This window comes from Rhodococcus oxybenzonivorans, from assembly GCF_003130705.1.
Lineage (GTDB): Bacteria > Actinomycetota > Actinomycetes > Mycobacteriales > Mycobacteriaceae > Rhodococcus_F > Rhodococcus_F oxybenzonivorans.
In genome coordinates this window covers 34,443-52,802 of the sequence record NZ_CP021356.1, presented here as the reverse complement: position 1 = coordinate 52,802, position 18,360 = coordinate 34,443, and the positions used below count along the sequence as shown (strand labels likewise).

The 18,360-nt window shown below is 69.6% G+C and carries 16 protein-coding genes and 1 pseudogene; 5 read left to right on the top strand and 12 right to left on the bottom strand.

Annotated features, from left to right (window positions below; all coding sequences use genetic code 11):
* Positions 1–64: 64 nt before the first annotated feature.
* The 8 genes from CBI38_RS35845 to lpqS form a co-directional block, all read right to left on the bottom strand.
* Complete coding sequence (locus CBI38_RS35845; protein ID WP_109336177.1) at positions 65–751, bottom strand: DUF305 domain-containing protein; 687 nt, start codon at positions 749–751, stop codon at positions 65–67.
* Positions 752–847: 96 nt separating this feature from the next.
* Complete coding sequence (locus CBI38_RS35840) at positions 848–1,303, bottom strand: DUF6153 family protein (RefSeq protein ID WP_109336176.1); 456 nt, start codon at positions 1,301–1,303, stop codon at positions 848–850.
* Positions 1,304–1,404: 101 nt separating this feature from the next.
* Entirely contained in the window at positions 1,405–3,339 is a 1,935-nt protein-coding gene (locus CBI38_RS35835) for a copper resistance CopC/CopD family protein (RefSeq protein WP_109336175.1), read from the bottom strand.
* Between the two features lie 6 nt (positions 3,340–3,345).
* Entirely contained in the window at positions 3,346–4,167 is an 822-nt protein-coding gene (locus CBI38_RS35830) for a F510_1955 family glycosylhydrolase (protein WP_109336174.1), read from the bottom strand.
* 84 nt (positions 4,168–4,251) lie between these two features.
* Positions 4,252–5,793 (bottom strand): multicopper oxidase family protein, encoded by a 1,542-nt coding sequence (locus tag CBI38_RS35825; RefSeq protein WP_109336173.1) that lies wholly within the window; start codon positions 5,791–5,793, stop codon positions 4,252–4,254.
* A gap of 125 nt (positions 5,794–5,918) precedes the next feature.
* Positions 5,919–7,208, bottom strand: a complete 1,290-nt coding sequence (locus CBI38_RS35820; protein ID WP_109336172.1) for an MFS transporter — start codon at positions 7,206–7,208, stop codon at positions 5,919–5,921.
* Positions 7,205–8,314 (bottom strand): PLP-dependent cysteine synthase family protein, encoded by a 1,110-nt coding sequence (locus CBI38_RS35815; RefSeq protein WP_109336356.1) that lies wholly within the window; start codon positions 8,312–8,314, stop codon positions 7,205–7,207. Before CBI38_RS35815 ends, CBI38_RS35820 begins: the two co-directional genes overlap by 4 nt.
* Positions 8,315–8,421: 107 nt before the next feature.
* The gene (gene lpqS, locus CBI38_RS39895; RefSeq protein ID WP_230990468.1) at positions 8,422–9,288 is read right to left on the bottom strand and encodes a putative copper homeostasis (lipo)protein LpqS; all 867 of its coding nucleotides are present in this window, start codon (positions 9,286–9,288) and stop codon (positions 8,422–8,424) included.
* A 1,949-nt stretch (positions 9,289–11,237) separates the two neighbouring features.
* Between lpqS and CBI38_RS35800 the strand changes: the two are divergent.
* Positions 11,238–11,729, top strand: a pseudogene (locus CBI38_RS35800) (M23 family metallopeptidase); the annotation flags it as partial.
* Between the two features lie 37 nt (positions 11,730–11,766).
* Here the strand turns inward: CBI38_RS35800 and CBI38_RS35795 are convergent.
* Both CBI38_RS35795 and CBI38_RS35790 read right to left on the bottom strand, forming a co-directional pair.
* Positions 11,767–12,282, bottom strand: a complete 516-nt coding sequence (locus CBI38_RS35795) for a DUF2269 domain-containing protein (RefSeq protein ID WP_109336170.1) — start codon at positions 12,280–12,282, stop codon at positions 11,767–11,769.
* Positions 12,283–12,284: 2 nt separating this feature from the next.
* Positions 12,285–12,578: a hypothetical protein gene (locus CBI38_RS35790; RefSeq protein ID WP_109336169.1), complete on the bottom strand. Its 294-nt coding sequence runs from the start codon at positions 12,576–12,578 to the stop codon at positions 12,285–12,287.
* 116 nt (positions 12,579–12,694) lie between these two features.
* Here CBI38_RS35790 and CBI38_RS35785 point away from each other — a divergent pair, with 116 nt between their 5' ends.
* The 4 genes from CBI38_RS35785 to CBI38_RS35770 all read left to right on the top strand — a co-directional run bounded on the left by CBI38_RS35785 (position 12,695) and on the right by CBI38_RS35770 (position 16,418).
* A complete protein-coding gene (locus CBI38_RS35785) occupies positions 12,695–13,264 on the top strand; it encodes a TetR/AcrR family transcriptional regulator (RefSeq protein ID WP_109336168.1) in 570 nt (189 codons plus the stop codon).
* 172 nt (positions 13,265–13,436) lie between these two features.
* Positions 13,437–14,468, top strand: coding sequence for a FecCD family ABC transporter permease (locus CBI38_RS35780; protein ID WP_230990467.1), 1,032 nt, complete (start codon positions 13,437–13,439; stop codon positions 14,466–14,468).
* Positions 14,465–15,577 (top strand): FecCD family ABC transporter permease, encoded by a 1,113-nt coding sequence (locus tag CBI38_RS35775; RefSeq protein ID WP_109336167.1) that lies wholly within the window; start codon positions 14,465–14,467, stop codon positions 15,575–15,577. The genes CBI38_RS35780 and CBI38_RS35775 overlap by 4 nt, the downstream gene beginning before the upstream one ends.
* 1 nt (position 15,578) lies before the next feature.
* Positions 15,579–16,418 (top strand): ABC transporter ATP-binding protein, encoded by an 840-nt coding sequence (locus CBI38_RS35770; RefSeq protein ID WP_162603406.1) that lies wholly within the window; start codon positions 15,579–15,581, stop codon positions 16,416–16,418.
* Positions 16,419–16,510: 92 nt separating this feature from the next.
* Here CBI38_RS35770 and CBI38_RS35765 read toward each other — a convergent pair whose 3' ends face one another.
* Entirely contained in the window at positions 16,511–17,512 is a 1,002-nt protein-coding gene (locus tag CBI38_RS35765) for an ABC transporter substrate-binding protein (RefSeq protein ID WP_109336166.1), read from the bottom strand.
* Positions 17,513–17,536: 24 nt separating this feature from the next.
* On the bottom strand, positions 17,537–18,352 hold the full coding sequence (locus CBI38_RS35760; RefSeq protein ID WP_109336165.1) for an HpcH/HpaI aldolase family protein: 816 nt from the start codon (positions 18,350–18,352) through the stop codon (positions 17,537–17,539).
* Positions 18,353–18,360: the final 8 nt, after the last annotated feature.

Here is an 18,360-nt window from a genome sequence, read left to right as displayed (position 1 = left end):
ACGCTGTGCGTGCGTAGGGGAGGAGGGTGGGACCGGGAAGGGCCGCGGTCCCACCCTCATCGGGTTAGTTCTGTTGCAGCAGTGCCTGCATGGTGGTGATCTCCGCCTGCTGGGCGGCGATGATGTCGGTAGCCATCTTCTTAGCCTCGGCGTTTTCTCCGTCGGCCAGCTCCGTCTGAGCCATCTCGATCGCACCGGTGTGGTGTTCGATCATCATGTTCAGCCAGGCGGTGTCGAAGTCGGCGCCGCTCTTACCGGCCAGATCGGTCATCTGCTCCGGTGTCATCATCCCGCTCATCCCGCTCATGCCGTCCTCGGCCGCGCCGCTCGGGCCGCCGTGGTTCATCCCACTCATGCCGCCGCTGGCGTCGGTGGAGGGAACCGTCAGGCCCCGCTGCGCGAGCAGGGCGGTCATCTGCTCCATTTCGGGTCCTTGGGCTGCGGCAATTTTTTTGGCGAGGTCGAGTACCTGCGGATTGGTGGTGCGGCCCTCGACCATGTTCGCCATCTCGACGGCCTGCGCGTGGTGGGGATACATCATTTGCAGGAACATCACGTCGGCGTCATTGAAGGCGGCGACCGCACCCGTGGTGGTGGACGAGCTCGACGTGGTGCTCGCGGCGTTGTTCGACATTTGACTCATGTCGTGGCCGCCGCCGCTGTTGTCGCTACAGCCGGCGAGCACCAGGACTCCGGACACGGCTGCGGCGGACAGGGCGAAACGGGCACGAGTGGAACGGGGTGACCACATGGATAGGACTCCTCGAAAGGTCGGTGTTGTGAAAGGTGAAGCAGGCGTGCATGAGAGACGTCTGCGCAGGTGACCCACCTGAATGTGGGTCACCTGTCACACCCGCAACACCGACAGCTGCGCGAGGGTGGGAGTCGTCCACGGCGGCGCCCGGCCGGCGCAGTGACGCAGCAGGGCCCGCAGACCGGGGACCGCGGTCTGCCCGGTGGTGGCGGTGGCGTACCAGCGGGCCAGGACCAGCGCCGCGGCGATCGTCATCACCGACATGCACAGATGCAGGCCCGTGTGGGCGCTGCAACTGGTCCCCTCACACCCTGTTCCGGCCAGTACGACGGGAGCGCCGAGGTCCATCAGCGCGGCGGCGCCGTCGTGCGCATGTGCGGGCGCATGTGCGGGCGCACCGGAATGATGCCCCGATGCGGTGGGGGGCGTGCCCGAGTGGTCGAGCAGGGGGGAGGAATGCATGAGCAGGACACTGAACAGCACCGCGACGACAGCGGCCACCCGCAGCAGGTGCTGCATCGTCGGTGTACCCAGCGCTTTCACAGCCATGATGTTACTGACCCGGTGTCGAGGTCGACGCGGTGAAGGGCACGACCGGGTCACGGTGTCGCTGGGGGCGGCGCCACCGTGACCGCTGCCCCATCGCCCGCTCATTGCCCGCCGGACTCGGGGTAGAGGAATCTGCGGGTGACGAGATGTTTGGTGTCGGTGAGGGTTTCCTCGCTGATCCGGCCGGCGGCGTCGAGGGTCAGCAGCACATTCATCCCGGCGGCCGGGTAGCCGAGCGCCAACCGCACGGTCCCATCCTGGTGCGGCAACCGGACGGCCAGCGGGGCGGTGCCATCGGCGTACGGTTCCTGCGCCAGGAAGAAGTCAGCGGGCAGGTCGAGTCGCTGCGGCTCGGGCGCAGCGGTGGTGGTGTCGCTGGTCACCGACTCGTAGACCGTCAGATCGGTTTCGGCGCGGGTCGCGGCCACGGCGCGGGCCAGGTCGGCGCCGCCCGGTGTGGTCGGCCAGGGCACGAGCAGGCTGACCGTGCCACCCTGCCAGCCCGCTGCCGCGGCGACGAGGGTGAGCAGGTTGTCCCCGCCCTGCCAGGCGGCCGGTGCGACGAAGCAGCCCGGCCCGCACCCCCGCAGGGCGAGGGTGCTGTCGCCGCCGTCCGCGGCGGCGATCCGCCCGGACAGGGTGAAGTCCTGGCCCGGTTCGGGGGCGTAGTAGTCGCCCCGCCGTGGGGTGGACAACCGCACCACCAGCTGCCCGTCGCTGGCGGCGACCGATACCCCGACCTGCCCGGCGAGGGTTCCCAGCGGCAGGACCGGACCCACCGGCGGCGGGGGACCGGGTTGCGGGGAGTTGTCGGCCGGGGTGGTGGAGACCAGGGCGGCGCTCGCCGCCAGGACCGCGATCAGCAGCACGCTCTCGGCCCGGATCCGATTGCGCACCGTGGGGAGTCGCTCCGGTCTACGCAGAGACGATCGCGCCGTCAGCGCCGCCGCGGCCGCGGCGGCGACCAGCGCCAGTTTGACCACCAGCACCTGCCCGTAGGGGGTGGACAGCAGGTCGGAGACCGGGATCAGCAGCACCGCGGAGACGGTGCCGGTGGCGACCACCATCAGGAAGGTCCACACCGCCAACCGGGTGTATCCCGCCAGCACCCACCGCACCGCGGCCCGCTCACTCCACCAGGCCAGCACCGCGCGGGCGGTGTGCAGCAGGGCGCCCACCCAGATCGCGGCGGCCGCCAGATGAATCGCGGTCAGCGCACCACCCCACCCGGGTGAGGCGAGATTGGCGTGCGAGCGCACCCCTTCCGCGGCGATCACCAGCACCAGCGGCACCGCCGCCCACCCCCGCCGCCCGGTAGAGGCCAGCGCGGCGGCCAGCACCAATCCGGCGGCCTCGGTGAGCACGACCAGGCCCGCACGTTCCTGCCACAGCACACTCACCGTGCCCGCGGATGCGGCCAGTGCCGCGCCGAGTCCGAGGACGCCGGCCAACCCGAGCAGGGCGCCGACCGGCACCGGGGACCGCACCACCGGGAGCGCCGGATTCTCTCGCCGGGCGGCGGCGGTGACCCGGTCGGCGATCAGGCCGCCGAACGCGAGGGCGAGCCCGAGGAACAGCAACCACCGCAGCGCAGCATCCCGCCAGGACGTCGACCCGCCGTCGCCCGCGCTTGCGGCGCCGGTCAGGGTGAGACCGACCGCGAACCGGAAATCCTGCTCGACCAGGTCGCCGTCGGCGCCGGTCACCTGCCAGCGCACGGTGTAGGTGCCCGGTGCCAGCGCTTCGGCCGGGCGGGCGGTGAGCACACGCCCGTCCCGGGCGGTTTCGGCGACCCCCATCGCCGCCGTTCGGCCGTCGCTGTCGGTGACGACGATCGCGGGCGCTCCGGGAGTGACCGGCTCGTTGAACATCAACGTGATCGACTGCGGGGGAGCGGAGACTGCGGTGTCCGGTCCGGGGTCGGTGAACAGCAGGGTGGGATGGGCGCCGGCCACCCCGGCCCCGGCGACCGTCAGCGCGAGCGAGGCCAGCACCAGGACGAGGCCGCGAAGCAGAAGTCGGGCGGCGGTGGGCATGCCGGGTCAGTTCAGGGTGGAGAGCGCCTGCGAGGTGGCGGCGTAGGCGGTGTCGTAGTTGGCAGCGGTCAGTGCATCGACGGTGCCGACCTGGGCGCGTTTTTCCCAGTCCTGTCCTTCGCGGCTGCGCCAGGCGTACCCGTCCTCGTCGATGCCCCACAGCGCATCCCCGGCGCCGGTGATCATCACCAGTCGTGGGGCCTTCGGTACGGGCGAGAACGTGCGGGCGGCGGTGGTGCTGTGTTCGAGACCCGCCGGGGTCACCGCCCACACCCCGCTGTCGTTGATCGCCAGTGCGCCGGCGACCAGTGCCGCGCCCGGGGTCCAGGTGGTGCCGCCGTCGGTCGAGACGAGCAGCCCATCGGTGCCGTCGTGGCCGACCAGGAGGCGGCCGTCCGTGGTCAGGGCATGGAAATCGACCTCCCCGGCCAGGGAGCGGTCCATCCAGCTCACCCCCCGGTCGGTGCTGCTGCGCAGGCCCAGGGGGTTGGCGGCGAAACTGGAGGGCCCGGGGTGACCGGAGGCGTAGAGGTTGTCGGTGTTCGGCACGCCGGTCAGTCCCATGAAGTCGTCGTCGGAGGAGCCGACGCGGGAGGTGGAGCCGGAGGCGTCGATGGCGAAGATGCCCGTGTGGGTGCCGGCGAGCACGGTGCCGTCCTTGCTCACGTGCAGTCCGTGCACATGGGACAGTTCAGAGCTGAACTTCACTGTCGGCACGGAGGTGTCGGGTTTCGTGACCTCGTCGGCCCCAGAGGTGCAGCCGGTGAGCACGAGCAGGGCGACGGCGGTGGGCAGCAGGGTGCGGGTGATCCGGTGGTGGGCAGGCATCTTCAGGTCTCATTCTGTACGCGACGGGACGGGGGATCAGGGGCGCACCGACAGTGCACCTTCGGATGTCGGTGTGACAGGGGGTTATTCGGTGTAGGACAGGGTGGTCATCATCCCGGCCTCACCGTGATAGAGGTTGTGGCAGTGCACCAGCCACTGACCGGGGTTGTCCGCATCGAGGTCGACCTCGACGCTCTGGTTCGGCAGCACCAGGGTGGTGTCCTTGCGGGGACCGGCGCCCTGGCCGTCGACGACCTGGAAGGTGTGCCCGTGCAGGTGCATGGGATGAAACATCATGGTCTGGTTGACGAACCGCAGCCGCACCCGCTGACCTTGGCTGATCTCGAGCGGGGTGTGCTCGTCGTAGGCGGCGCCGTTGATCGTCCACCGATACCCGGACATGTCCATCCCCAGCATCAGCTCGTGCACCCGGTCCGGGGCCCGGCGGTCGAGCCGAACATCCTCGCGGGCGCGCAGCACCAGGCCGGTGATCGGGGGTGCGTCGAGCTCGGCAGGCCGCACACCCGGGTCGAGTCGCCCACCGGCCCCGGTGCGGACCACGGCGAACCCCTGCCCCTGCTTACCCTCCGCGGAGGCGACGAGGGGGAAGACCCCGTCACCGAGCGTGACGATCGCATCGAACCGCTCACCCATGCCGATCAGCAGCGACGACCCGGTGACCGGCTGCACCGGATATCCGTCGCTGTGGGTGACGGTCAGCTGATGGCCACCGACGGCGAGGCGGAACGCGGTGTCCGCGCCGGCGTTGATGATCCGCAGCCGCACCCGCTGACCGGGGCGGGCCCGCACCGTGAACGGGTCGGCGCCGAGGGTGCCGTTGATCAGGTAGTAGGGATACGTCACATCTCCGGTGTCGGCGCCGAGCGGGTTCCCCGGATCGACCGGTGCCCCCATCCCCATCCCGCTCATGCCGCCGTGGTCCATGCCGCTCATCGGCATCCCGCCCCGGCGCAGGGCATCGAGTTGCTGGTCCGGGCTGCCGCCGGCCACCCCGTCGAGCCAGTCATCGAGCACCAGAACGGCCTCGAGGTCGTAATCGGCGCCCTCGGCGGGATCTTCCACGATGACCGGGGCGTAGAGGCCCCGGTCGAACTGCATCCCGACATGGGGGTGAAGCCAATGGGTACCGGCGTCCGGGGCGAGGAACTCGTAGGTGAACGGGCTGCGGGAGGCGACGGCGGACTGGGTCAACCCGGGCACCCCGTCCATGTCGTTGCGCAGCGCGAGGCCGTGCCAGTGGATGGTCGACTCGGCCGGAAGGTCATTGCTCAGTTCGGCGCGGAGCAGATCCCCGCGTCGCAACCGGATTTCCCGGCCGGGAATCCGGTCGCCGTAGGCCCAGGTATCGACCTGGACACCGCCCAGGTCGATCCGGGTCGGGCGGGCCTGCAGCGACGCCGTGACCGTGTTCCCGGTCCCGATATTGGCTCGGCGGACCTGCTCGGCCGCCCTCACCGCCGACGAGTCGGGGCCGATAGGGGTGGGCGCCGGTCCGGCGTCGCTGCCCCTGCTACATGCGGCCGCCGTCGCCGCGGCCCCCAGGCCGGCCAGCGCCAGAAAGTTCCGACGCGACAGGCGGGCGGCGCCGGAAAACTGTTCGATCAATGCACAACTCCTGTTCGAGCGCAGAGGACGGCGCAGGACTCGGCCGAGAACCCCACCCCAATCTACGTAGTTGCATAGTAGATGGGGTGGGGTCGGATCTGATCAGGGCGTGAACCCCAGGTGGTCTAGCTGGCGGCGGGTACCTCGCCGGTCTCGGTCACCGCGGCTTTCGCCGGTGGCGGGGAGAGTCGGGCGGAGCGGTCGAGCAGATACAGGGCGATGACACACACCGCCCCGACACCGGTCAACGCCACCCAGATCAGCGCACCCAGTTCCGCGTCGCGCAGGATCCCGAAGACGGCACCGGTGCCCAGGTTGCCGAGCAGGATCCCGACTCCGACGACGGTGTTGTAGAAGCCGTAATGGGTGGCCACGAGCCGGCCGCCGGAGAGGGCGACGACGGTGTCCATCTCGAACGGAAACACCGCGGCGGTGCCGACCGCCAACAGGGCGGCGGTGAGTACCAGGGCGCCGGCGGCGGCCCACCCACCGAGGGTGGCCGGGCCCGGTAGCGCGATCAGCGGCAGGAACGCCAGTGCCATGATCGCCATGCCGACCACCAGGGACCGTCCCGAACCCCACCGGCGGGAGAACCAGGACGTGATCCGCAGCTGGCCGGCGATCGCCACCACCCCCGAGACCACGAACAGCGAGGTCACCAGGGCGGTGTCGGACCGGCCGTCGCCGACCACCACCGCCGCCTGCAGGGGCAGCGCCAGATAGATCTGGAACGAGAGCACATAGGACCCGATCATCGCCAGCGCGAACAGCACGAAGGGCCGGTTGGCGACCACCACCCGCCAGTCCTCGAGGACCGACGTCTTGGCCGTGGGCGGTGCGGCCTTGTGCGCGGGCAGCGCCCAGATCTGCACGATCGTCAGCACGGCGAAGACCGCGGCCGCGGCCAGCGCGGTGACCCGGAAATCGAGGGTGGTCAGGGCGAGGCCGATCAACGGGCCCAGCAGAATCCCGGCCTGATAGAACACGTTGAACACCGCGAACGCCTCGACCCGCCGTGGCCCCGCGTCGGCGGCCAGATACGCCCGCACCGCCGGATTGAACAGTGCCCCGGCGAACCCGGTGGCCACCGAGGCGAGCAGGATCGCCGGCAGCGATTCCACGGCCGCGAGCAGCACGAACCCGGCGACCCGCAGCAGGCAGCCGGCGACGATCAGCGGTTTGTAGCCGAGGCGGTCGGCGAGGGTGCCGCCGAGCAGGAACATCCCCTGCTGGGAGAAGTTCCGCATACCCAGCACCAGGCCGACCGCCCACGCCGCCAGACCCAGGGGTCCGGCCAGGTATCCGGCCAGGTACGGCATCAGCATGTAGAAGCCCACGTTGATGGAGAACTGGTTGACCATCAGCACCTGAGCGGGCCGGTCGAAGCTGCGGAACTGGGTCAGAAGGTTCTTCATGACTCGCTCTCTGTGGGATCGACCACGGTGGCGCACCGGGTCCAGGACTGCACGATCTGGTCGGTCGGGTGGTCGATGGTCGCCGGCTCGGTCGGCGGGTTCGCGTTCAGCAGGCCGTGTTCGGCGCAGTAGTCGTCGTTGTAGATGGTGTCGAAGTAGCGTTGCGGGCCGTCGGGGAAGACCGCCGCGACCCGGGTGTCCGGGGGGCTGGTGCGGGCGATCCACCCGGCGGTCAACGCGACGGCGCCGACGCTCCAGCCGCCGCTGGCGTGGTGGGTGGCGGCCAGGGTGCGGCAGGACCAGACCGCTTCGTGCGGGGCCACCCAGTGCACCTCGTCGAACGCGGGATAGTCGATGTTGTCGGGATAGATGCTCGAGCCCAGGCCGCGCATCAGCCGGGTACTGGCGGGTTGCCCGAAGATGGTCGATCCGACGGTGTCGACGCCGACCAGTTTCAGGTCCGGGTTGAACTGGCGCAGCACCCGGGCCACACCGGCGGAGTGCCCGCCGGTGCCCACCGAGCACACCAGTGTGTCGACGCGGCCGAGCTGGGCGATGAGTTCGTGCGCGAGCGACTCGTACGCGGCGACGTTGTCGGGGTTGGTGTATTGATCCGGGCACCACGACCCGGGATGGGCAGCCAGGAGTTCGGCGACCTTCTCGCGCCGGGCCTGCTGCCAGCCGCCGGTGGGATGGGGGGTGGTGACCATTTCGACGTGGGCGCCGTAGGCGGCGAGCATCCGGTGCACGATCGGTTCCAGACCGGGGTCGGTGACCAGGGTGACGGGATGGTGATGGGTGATCCCGGCCAACGCCAGGCCCAGGCCGAGGGTTCCGCTGGTGGATTCGATGATCGTTGCGCCGGGGGCGAGGTCACCGCGCGCCTTCGCTTTCTCGACCATGTGCAGGGCGGGGCGGTCTTTCATTCCGCCGGGATTGCTGCCTTCGAGTTTCGCCCAGAAGCCGCGGCCGGAATCGGCGAACGGTTCACCGATCCACAGCACGGGAGTGTTGCCGACCATGGTGCTCGGTTGCGGGCACCGGTGGGCGTCGGCCGGCAGCGGGGAGGACGGTGGAAGGAGGGTGGAGGGAACAGCACTGTTCATGATGAAAAAAATCCCTGTATGTGACTGCGACAAGAGCAGTGGGTGAGTGATGGGCAGCGCGAGCTGGGCCACGAGGGGAAGTCCTCAGATGGCCTGCGGGCTGCCGATCAGCACCTGTTGATACAGAGTTCGTTCAAGACGGTCCGGCCGGGCCGGATGGGGATGGGGAGATCCGGCGGGGCCCGCGGAGTGCGCGGCGCCGACAGCACGACCAGCACCACCGCCAGGGCCATCGCGACGACCGCGGCGACGGTCAGCGGGCGGAGCGGATTATCCGATCGGGGCATGGCGACGACGGTGTGCGCCTCGTGGGACACGTGGGTCGATCCGTCGTCGACGTGCGCGTGCCCGGGATCCGATTCCTCGGCCGGCAGTGAGGTTGTGGACGAGGAGGAGACGTGGACGTCGTCGCCCTCGTGACCGTGCACGAGGAAGATGCCGCATTGGGCGATCGTGTGCGCGAGCAGATACAGGACAGCGACGACAGCTATGACTGTCCGCATACGCGGGGGGCGTATCGCAAGAGCCGTCACAATTTCCCGACTGTAGCAGCCGTGACCGGGGTGTTGGTCCAGACCGTCGAGCGATGGGCGAGTGCGCGCGGTCGATCCCCGCTGGTCACCAGGCCGCCGGCAGGCACCACATGTGTTCCCGGTCACCTCGAGTACGGCCAGAATGATCGGGGCGGCGCTCAGTGCGGCGACGGCCGCCGACAACACCCGCATCCGCAGCTTCGCCGACCGCGGCGGTGGGGAGGCCAGTCGTCTGGCCCGGTCCAGGAGGGCGATGTTGCCGGCGCCGAGGGCACCATCGGGGACCTGCGCCGGAGCGGACAACGCGATCAGACCGGTGAGCAGGGTCCGCGAGCCGTGCACGCGGGCGGCGGAGTCGTCGGCGCACATCTCGAGCAGGCGAGCCACCTCCATCGCGCCGGCGGTGAACACGGTAATACCGGACGTGGAGGTAGCGAGCACATGCATTCCTCGCAACACCGCTAACGGACACAAGAAGCGGGTCGAGGGGAAGCCTCTGGACCACCCGGGCCCCTGGGGCCCTCCTCCGCGCCGCGCCCGTTCGAGGTCTCGAGATCGATGTGATCGCGGTTAGGTCTAGGAGACGACAAAGACGCGAGAACATCGTGACCACCTGCGCGTTGTCTCAGAACAGCGATGAGAGGAGCGAGAAGGAGGCATCCCGTAGAGGGCGACGATCACGGGCTGGGTACCGCGCACCAAAGAAGCGCCCTAAATTGTCGTACCGACGGTTCGCTTCCTGCCGGAACTGGGAAGTTCTCCAAACGTTCTCGGTGGCGTCGTCACCATCGTCATGGGGGTGGCCTTCATCGGACTGACCTGGCTCGGCAGAACGACACTTGGTCCCAGCCCTCGACGGGTTGGGCACCTCGGGGTGTGGTGTTGATCATTGCCTACTGCGCCGGCCTGGGATTGCCCTTCTCCGCTGGCGTTCGGGTCGACGAGGGCCATGGCCTGGTTTCGGCAGTATTCGTGAATATCCAAATCGTCGGTCGAATCGCCCTCGCCGATCGGTGTTGCTGATGATCGGAGCGTTGGATCCATTCATCTGTTCATTGCCTGCTTCGGGACGAGTTCGTCAGCAACTATGTGCTACCAATCTGACTGATGTTTCTGGATGCCAGCTTTGAGAAAGAAGGGCATTATCGGCACTGAAGGGAAGGAAATGCACTAACGTTACGGCGTGTCGTCTTGACTTACTCGCGCCGCCTCGTTCGTTCGGTTGACCGTTCATTGTCGGAGCGTGAATTTCAGAAGGGACCGCGATGCGAGGCACAACAGGCGCTTTCGCCGCACGTAGGAGGCTTACCGCGCTGGTCGTCGGCGGATCGACCGCCACCGCCGCGCTCTTTCTCGCCGGTGCGCCGACCGCATCCGCCACCCACGTGTCCCCGCCGTCGTCGTTCGCGGCCGCGGTCGCCAATGCCTTGACCATGACCGCGGATACCGCCGACCCGGACGTGGTCATCGTCGACCCCAGCCTCTGGCAGAAGGTGGCGAACATCGCCTCCACCAGCCTGCAGAACGCGCAGGCCAACGGATCCCTCGAGGACGCCCTGGCCACCCAGCAGATGCTCACGAGTTGCCTGGGCGCGTGGTCGGCACACGGCGAACCCGGCATCGGTGGTGCCCTGAGCGCCTGCACCGATGAACTCGACAGCATCGACGCGAGCATCGGCCCGAGATTGCTCGCTGCCCTCGAATTCGACCCTCCCACCGGTGCGTCGCCACCGATCTCGGCGCCGCCGGACCTCTCCGGAACCTCCACCGAACCGTCGGGTGCGACCGCCGCCCCGGTCGATGAATCCACGGCCGCGGAGGATCCCGAGGCGCCCGGAGCAGCCAGCGCGCCTCCCGCGGCAACCGATTCCGCCGCACCGCAGTACGAGACCTCCCCGGAGGGGCCCAGCACACCGGCCGGCGCGACCACCGATTCCGCCGCACCGCAGTACGAGATCTCCCCGGAGGGGCCCAGCACACCGGCCGGCGCGACCACCGATTCCGCCGCACCGCAGTACGAGACCTCCCCGGAGGGGCCCAGCACACCGGCCGGCGCGACCACTGCACCACAAGAGACCACGGTCGAGCCGATGACGCCGTCGACGGAAGCACTGGCCGAGGGGGCGGCGGAGGTGTCCCCCGAAACCGGCGCGGGCATTGGGACCGAGACCGAGGGTCACGACGAGACCGGTGTCCACGATGGCACCGAAACGCTCGATGGCACCGAGTCTCTCGAGGGCACCGAGTCTCTCGACGGCACCGAATCTCTCGATGGCACCGAGTCTCTCGAGGGCACCGAATCTCTCGAGGGCACCGAATCTCTCGACGGCACCGAATCTCTCGACGGCACCGAATCTCTCGACGGCACTGAAACCCTTGATGAGACTCACCCCAGTGACGGGACGGATCCGCACGACGAGGAAGCTGGGGCGGCGCAGGACGACCCGGCGCCGGCACCGCAACCGAAGACCTGGAATCGGCCCGGTAGCCGCGCGTTCGTGGCACCGTCGTCCGGAACGATCACCTCACCCTTCGGAGACGGGCGCGATCACGGCGGCATCGATATCGCCAACACATTGGGTGCGCCGATCGTCGCGGTCGCCGACGGGGAAGTCATCAACGCCGGACCCGCCCAGGGATACGGGCTGTGGGTGCGAATTCGGCACGACGACGGAACCATCACCACCTACGGCCACAACAACGACAACCTCGTCGAGGTCGGCCAGCGCGTGAAAGCCGGCCAGAAGATCGCCACCATCGGGAACCGGGGCAATTCGACCGGACCGCACCTGCACTTCGAAGTCGAAACGCCAGACGGGGACAAGACCGACCCCCTCACCTGGCTCACCAAACGAGGGGCATCGATCATCGGCCTGGACTGACGACTCCGTAGCCCGCTGCCCCCAAGGCGGGTGTGAGCTACCGGGTCGTCGCCGCACGTTGGCGCCGATACCCATACCGCGTCAGACCCCGCGGCTTGTACACCGCGAGCACGGTCGCGGCGAGCAACACCAGGACTGCGCCACTGGCGTGGACCACGTGGGTGGGATTCCTCAGCACGAGTACATCGGCATCGGACAGGGTGGTTTGACTGGCGATGGCGGCGGAGTAATCGATGGACTGCGTGTACAGCCACAACACGGCCGAGGCGCCGACATTGAGCGCCAGTTTGAACAGCACCCAATAGTGCCGGAGCAGGCCCCACGGGGTGCCCAGCGACGAAATGAGCCCGGTGACCAGCGATGCCAGACTGAGCGGGAGGATCACCGTCCAGACGAGAAGTTCCATCGCGGGATACAGGGCCCGCCCGGTCGACGCCGCGGGACTCGTCAGCGCGGCGATGGCCAACGCCAGATACGTGAGTATCGCACCGAGCCAGCCGGCCGAGGCGCTGATGTGCACGGTCCGCGCGAGCTTACGTAGGCCCGGCGACATGCTCACGCAGCGACCGTCCGCACTCCGAGACGATCACCGACAGAACCGCCACTGGACTGCATAACGTCGACGTCCCCGCTGATCGCGGCAGAGCCGACGGTGGTCCCGGCGGACAGGTGGCGACCGGGACCGTGATTGCCGCCGCCGAACACCATCATCAGGATCACCAGCACGAGCAAGATTCCGACGACGATGCCGACCACTTTTACCCAGCGCGGCGTGGGTTCACGCCGGGGAGGAGAACCACGGTCCTCGTCGGATCGGGGGGGACCGGCGTCGGGGGTGGGGTCAGTCATCGTGGGGGTCCTCCATCCGAGCAGCAGAAATGCCGCAGCAGTACCGGACTTTTACGATACACAATGTCACTCCCGAATCACACCGTGTTGAGTACGTCGGTGCGTACACTTGCGGGGTGCCGAAGCTGTGGAACGAGACGATCGAGGAGCATCGCAAAGCCGTCCGCGAGGCGGTCATGGACGCCACCGCAACGCTCGTCGCCCACCATGGGCTGGCGGCGGTGACGATGTCGCGGATCGCCGAGGACACCGGTATCGGGCGGGCGACGCTGTACAAGTACTTCCCCGACGTTCAGGCGATCATCCTGGCCTGGCACGAACGTCAGATCCTCCGTCACCTCGAGCAGCTCGCCGAGGTGCGGGAGCGCACCGTCGGCGGCGCCGCCGACCGGCTGGGGGCAGTGCTCGGGGCCTACGCCCTGATCCTCCACGACCATGAGCCCACCGTGGACACCGCCGCGTTGCATCGCGGTGAGCACGTCGGCCGGGCGCAGCACCAGCTCACCGGGTTCGTCACGGACCTGATCGCCGAGGGCGTCGGCCGCGGCGAGCTCAGAGACGACATCGCCGCCGACGAACTGGCGAGGTATTGCCTGCACGCCCTGACCGCGGCCACCGGTCTGCCCACCCGGGACGGGGTACAGCGGCTCGTGCAGGTCACCGTGGATGGGTTGCGGAGGAGGTAGGTGAGGCAGTCGCCGCGCCGCCCCACCCATTCCGGTGCGGACCGGCCGCTGACGAGAGGGTTGGTCGCGATGGTGTCGGGGTCGGCGGTGTGGGCGTTGCCGTGAGCATCGGAGCTTGTGCCGTCGGTTAGGGTAGGGCAACTTTCAGGCCGCCGATCTTTCAGGAGAGTGCATGACCGTCCCTGCCAGTCTCGGCCGCGTGCCGTTGCGGAGCGGACAGCTCGCTGCCGGCATGGTGGTGCTGGCAGGCGCGCTGGTGCTGGTCGCGGTGACCGGGCTGGCGGTGGGAACGCGTGCGCTGCCGGTGGCTGAGGTGCTGGCGGTACTCGGCGGTGCGCGAGAAGGCGACGCCGCGATCATCATCCTGGAGCAACGGTTACCGCGCACGGTCCTGGGGCTGGCAGTGGGTGCGGCGCTGGGGGTCGCGGGCGTCGCGGCGCAGGGGCTCACCCGCAACCCACTGGCGGATCCGGCGCTGCTCGGCGTCTCGGCCGGCGCCGCACTGTCGGTGGTGCTGGGAATTTCCTTCTTCGGGACCGGCGCGCTGCCCGCACACATCGGATTCGCGATCGTCGGTGCAGCACTGGCCGGAGCCGCCGTGCTCCTGTTGGCCGGCCGGTCAGATGTGCGCACGAATTCCACCGAACTGGCTCTCGCCGGAGTCGCGGTCTCCGCGTTGCTGGCCGCCGCGACGACCACACTGGTCCTGATCGACGCCGATACCCTCGAGGAGTACCGGTTCTGGGCCGTGGGCGCACTGTCCGGACGGGGCAACAGCACCGCCGCCCTGGTGGTCCCGGTGCTCGGCGTCGCCGTCCTCCTGGGCTGGGCCTGCGCCCGCTGGCTCGACGCCCTGGCGCTCGGCGACGAGGCGGCGCGCGCACTGGGCTTGCGGTTGGGACGGATCCGGCTCGCCATCGGCGCCACCGTGGTCCTGCTCACCGGAGTCGCGGTCGCGGCGACCGGCCCGATCGGGTTCATCGGCCTTGCGGTGCCGCACGCCGCCCGCGCCCTCACCGGTGCCCGGCACGGCTGGCTGGTGCCCTACGCGGCGCTGCTCGGCGGCACCCTGCTCGTGCTCGCCGACGTTCTCGGACGAATCGTGGTGCGCCCCGGCGAGCTGCAGGTCGGCATCGTCACCGCGGTGGTCGGAGCCCCGGTCGTGCTGGTGGTGCTGCGCCGGATCCGGACAGCTGCCCGGTGACCGCTCCCGCATTGAGCGCCGCCCGGGCCGGTAACGGGGCCGTGGTGGTGCAGGCGGGGCCGGTGTCGGCGCTGCTGCGTCCACGCGCGCTGCTCGTTGGTGTGGGTGCCACCGCCGGGGCGGTGGGCCTGTTTCTGGCCGCGCTCGCGGTCGGCTCGACGGACCTGTCGCCGGGCGAGGTGGTCGGCGGGCTGCTCGGGCAGGGGAAGTCGTCCGTGGTCTTCACCGTTCAGCGGCTGCGGCTGCCGCGCGCCCTGGTCGGTTTGCTCGTCGGGTTGGCGCTCGGCGCCGCCGGTGCCCTCACCCAGGGGCTGGCCCGCAACCCGCTGGCCTCCCCGGACGTTCTCGGCGTGACCGCCGGCGCCAGTGCCGGGGCGGTCCTGGTGCTCTTGGCGCAGGGTTCGACGACGGCCGCCGCCGGCGGAGCGTCGGCCGGGCTGGCCCAGGTCGGCCTGCCGCTCGGGGCGGTCGCGGGCGCCGCCCTGGCCGCAGTTCTGGTGCTGGCGCTCACCGGTCGCCGCCGGGTGGACGGCGCCGGGCTGGACCCGCACCGTCTGGTCCTGGTCGGGGTGGTGCTCGCCGCGGCGTTCACCGGGCTGGTCGAGTACACCCTCGTTCGCGGGGACGTCGACCAGGCGACGAAGGCGACGGTGTGGCTCACCGGTTCTCTGCATGGGCGCGGGTGGGAGCACGTCTGGGGTGTGGCGACGGCGTTGCTGATCCTGCTGCCGTTCGCGGCCGTGCTGGTCCGCCGCCTCGACGTCCTGCTGCTCGGGGACTCCGCCGCCACCGCACTCGGCATCCGGGTGGGCCGGAGCCGGTTGTGGATCGTCGTTGCCGCAGTCGCCCTGGCCGGCACCGCCACCGCAGCGGCGGGCCCGGTCGCGTTCGTGGCGTTGGTAGCGCCCAACCTCGCGCGGCGGGTGGTGCGCGGCCCGGGTGTGCCGCTGGTGACCTCGGCGCTACTCGGCGCGGTGGTAGTGCTGGCGGCCGACCTGGTGGCACGCGGGGTGATCCCCGGCTTCGAGTTACCGGCGGGCGCGGTGTGTGCGCTCGTCGGCGCCCCGTACCTGCTCTATCTCATCCTGCGCACATCCAAGGAACGTTGACATGGCCGACACGGCACCCAGTCCCACCGTCGACCCGGCCACGGTGATCCGGCCCGCGCCGTCGCTGGCGGCCCGTCAGCTGCGCGTCGGGTACGGGCCCGGCCGCACCGTGATCCCGGATCTGGATCTGGAGGTGGCCTCGGGTCAGGTGACGGCGATCATCGGCGCGAACGGCTCCGGGAAATCCACGCTGCTGCGGGCCCTGGCCCGACTGCACCGTCTCGAGGCGGGAACCGTGCTGCTCGCCGGCCGGGACATCGCCGGCCTCCCGACCGGGGTCGTGGCCCGCGAGCTGGGCCTGCTGCCGCAGTCGCCGATCACCCCGGAATCGATCACCGTGCGCGATCTCGTCGCCCGTGGCCGGACACCGCACACCAGCATGTGGCGTCAGTGGTCCCCCGCCGACGAAGCGGCCGTGGTCGACGCGTTGACCGCGACCGGGCTGGTCGAGCTCGCCGACCGGCCCGTCGACGCACTCTCGGGCGGTCAGCGTCAACGCGTGTGGATCGCGATGGTCGTCGCCCAGGGCACACCGCTGTTGCTGCTCGACGAACCCACCACCTTCCTCGACCTGGCCCACCAACTCGACGTGCTCGAGCTGGTGCAGCGACTGAACCGGGAGCAGGGCCGAACCGTCGTCATGGTGTTGCACGACCTCGCGCAGGCCTGCCGCTTCGCCGACCACCTCGTCGCCCTGCGCGACGGCGTGATCGTCGCCTCCGGTGCACCGTCCCGGGTCGTGGACCGTCAGATGGTGCGGGAGGTGTTCGGTGTGGAGTGCCATATCCTCAGCGACCCGGCCAGCGGCGGCCCGGTCGTCGTGCCCTACGCCCGGATCTGACCGGGCGGCCCCCACCGGTACCGTGCAGCGGCGCCCGCCCCGCCGGGTAGGCAGGACGGGCGCCGATGCATCCGCGAGTGCTTAACCCTTAATCAGGGTTTCATCGGGTCCACCCCGAAGACCTCGGCCATGTCGTCCATCATCAGGTCCGCACCCTGCAGACTGACCGAGGTCATCCAGATGGCGTCCTCGACCTGGTGCACGTTGTTCGCCTGCACGCCCTTCAGCCCGCCCCACAGCGGATTGCGGCGGAAACTCTCGGCGGTCGCCTCGGCACCGGAGTACACGGTGACGAAGATGTGATCGGCGTCGGCCTTGCGGATCTCCTCCTCACCGATCTCGACGCTGAAGGCATCGACGGCCTGGTCCGCCGGCCGGGCAAGGCCCATGTCCCGGAAGACGATTCCGCTGAACGATTTGTTCGCGTACAGGCGGGTCGGGCCGTCGACGAACCGGACCATCGACACCGTCGGGTTGCCGGCCTTGTCGTTGATCGCCTTGCCGAGTTTGGCCGCGCGGGTCTCGTACGCGGTGAGCACCTCTGCGGCCTTGTCCTCCTCACCCAGGGCGGTACCGAGGTCGCGAATGTTCTGCTTCCAGATCGGGCCGGTGGTCTCGACGAACACCGTCGGGGCGATCGCGGACAGCTCGTCGTAGAGTGCCTCGTGACGCACGCTCGCCGACACGATCAGGTCCGGCTGCAGGGCCGCGATCGCCTCCAGATCCGGCGTCGCCATCGGGCCGACGTCCTTGGTGTCCTTGACGGCGTCACCGAGGTACTCCGGGAATCCCGACTGGTCACGGTAGGAGCCGATGCCGCCGACCAGCGGGGCGTCGAGTGCGACCACCGCTTCGACCAGACTGTTGTCCAAGGCCACCACCCGTTCGGGTTTGGCCTCGATCACCGTCTCACCCTGATGGTGCTGCACGGTGCGCGGGAACACCGCCTCCGAGCCGCCGGCCGACGCCGTCCCCGACCCCGAGTCGGCGTCGCCGCCCCCGGGTGAGCCGCACGCAGCCAGCGTCGCCGCCAGCACCACGGCGGCGGCCACCGACGCCGGGCGTCGCCTCAGGACGCGCGAGAAGAAAGACATGAAACCTCCACGGAGAGAAGAGAATTAGGGGATACTTACCATAGCAGGAGGGGGTGTGGCCCGCTCGCCCGGGCCGGACCCGGTGACGACATCGAGGTGCCGGCGCAGGGCCTGCGCGGCGAGGTCGCGTTCCTCGCCGAGAACGAACGCGGTCACCCCTTCCGATCGCCACCTGGCGTGGTTCTCCGGTGTGCGTGCCATCGCCGCAAAGGGCACCCGGTGTTCGACACAGGACCGGTGAATGCGTTCGACAGCCGCCGTGACCAACGGGTGGCGGGTTTGCCAGGGCACGCCGTAGGACTGGGACAAATCACCGGGGCCGGGCAGCACCAGGTCGATACCACCGCCGGTGAGGATCTCGTCGATCGCCTCCACCCCCTCGGCGTCCTCGATCAGGGCGATGACCATGATCTCGGCGTTCGCGCGCCGGATGAACTCGGCCGGGTCGATACGGCCGAAACCGGTCACGCGACCGCCGCCGAGCGAACGCATGCCCTCCGGGTGGTACCGGGCCGCCCGAATCGCCTCGTCCACACTGTGCCGATTCCGCACGTGGGGCACCACGATTCCCATCGCCCCTGCATCGAGTGCCCGCAGCACCGCGCCGGGATCGGCCTCCGGCACCCGCACGAACGGGGTCAGCTCGACGGCCTCGGCAGCGCGGATGAGCGTCTCGAGTTGCTGGGGGTCGACCAGGGTGTGCTCGGTGTCGAGGATGACGAAGTCGTAACCGGTGCAGCCGATCATCTCCACCGGTACCGGGTCGGGGGTCGAGCAGTACAGCCCGTACACCTCCCGGCTTGCCGTGAGCGCGTGCTTGACCGCATTGGGGCGCAGCATCTTTCGTC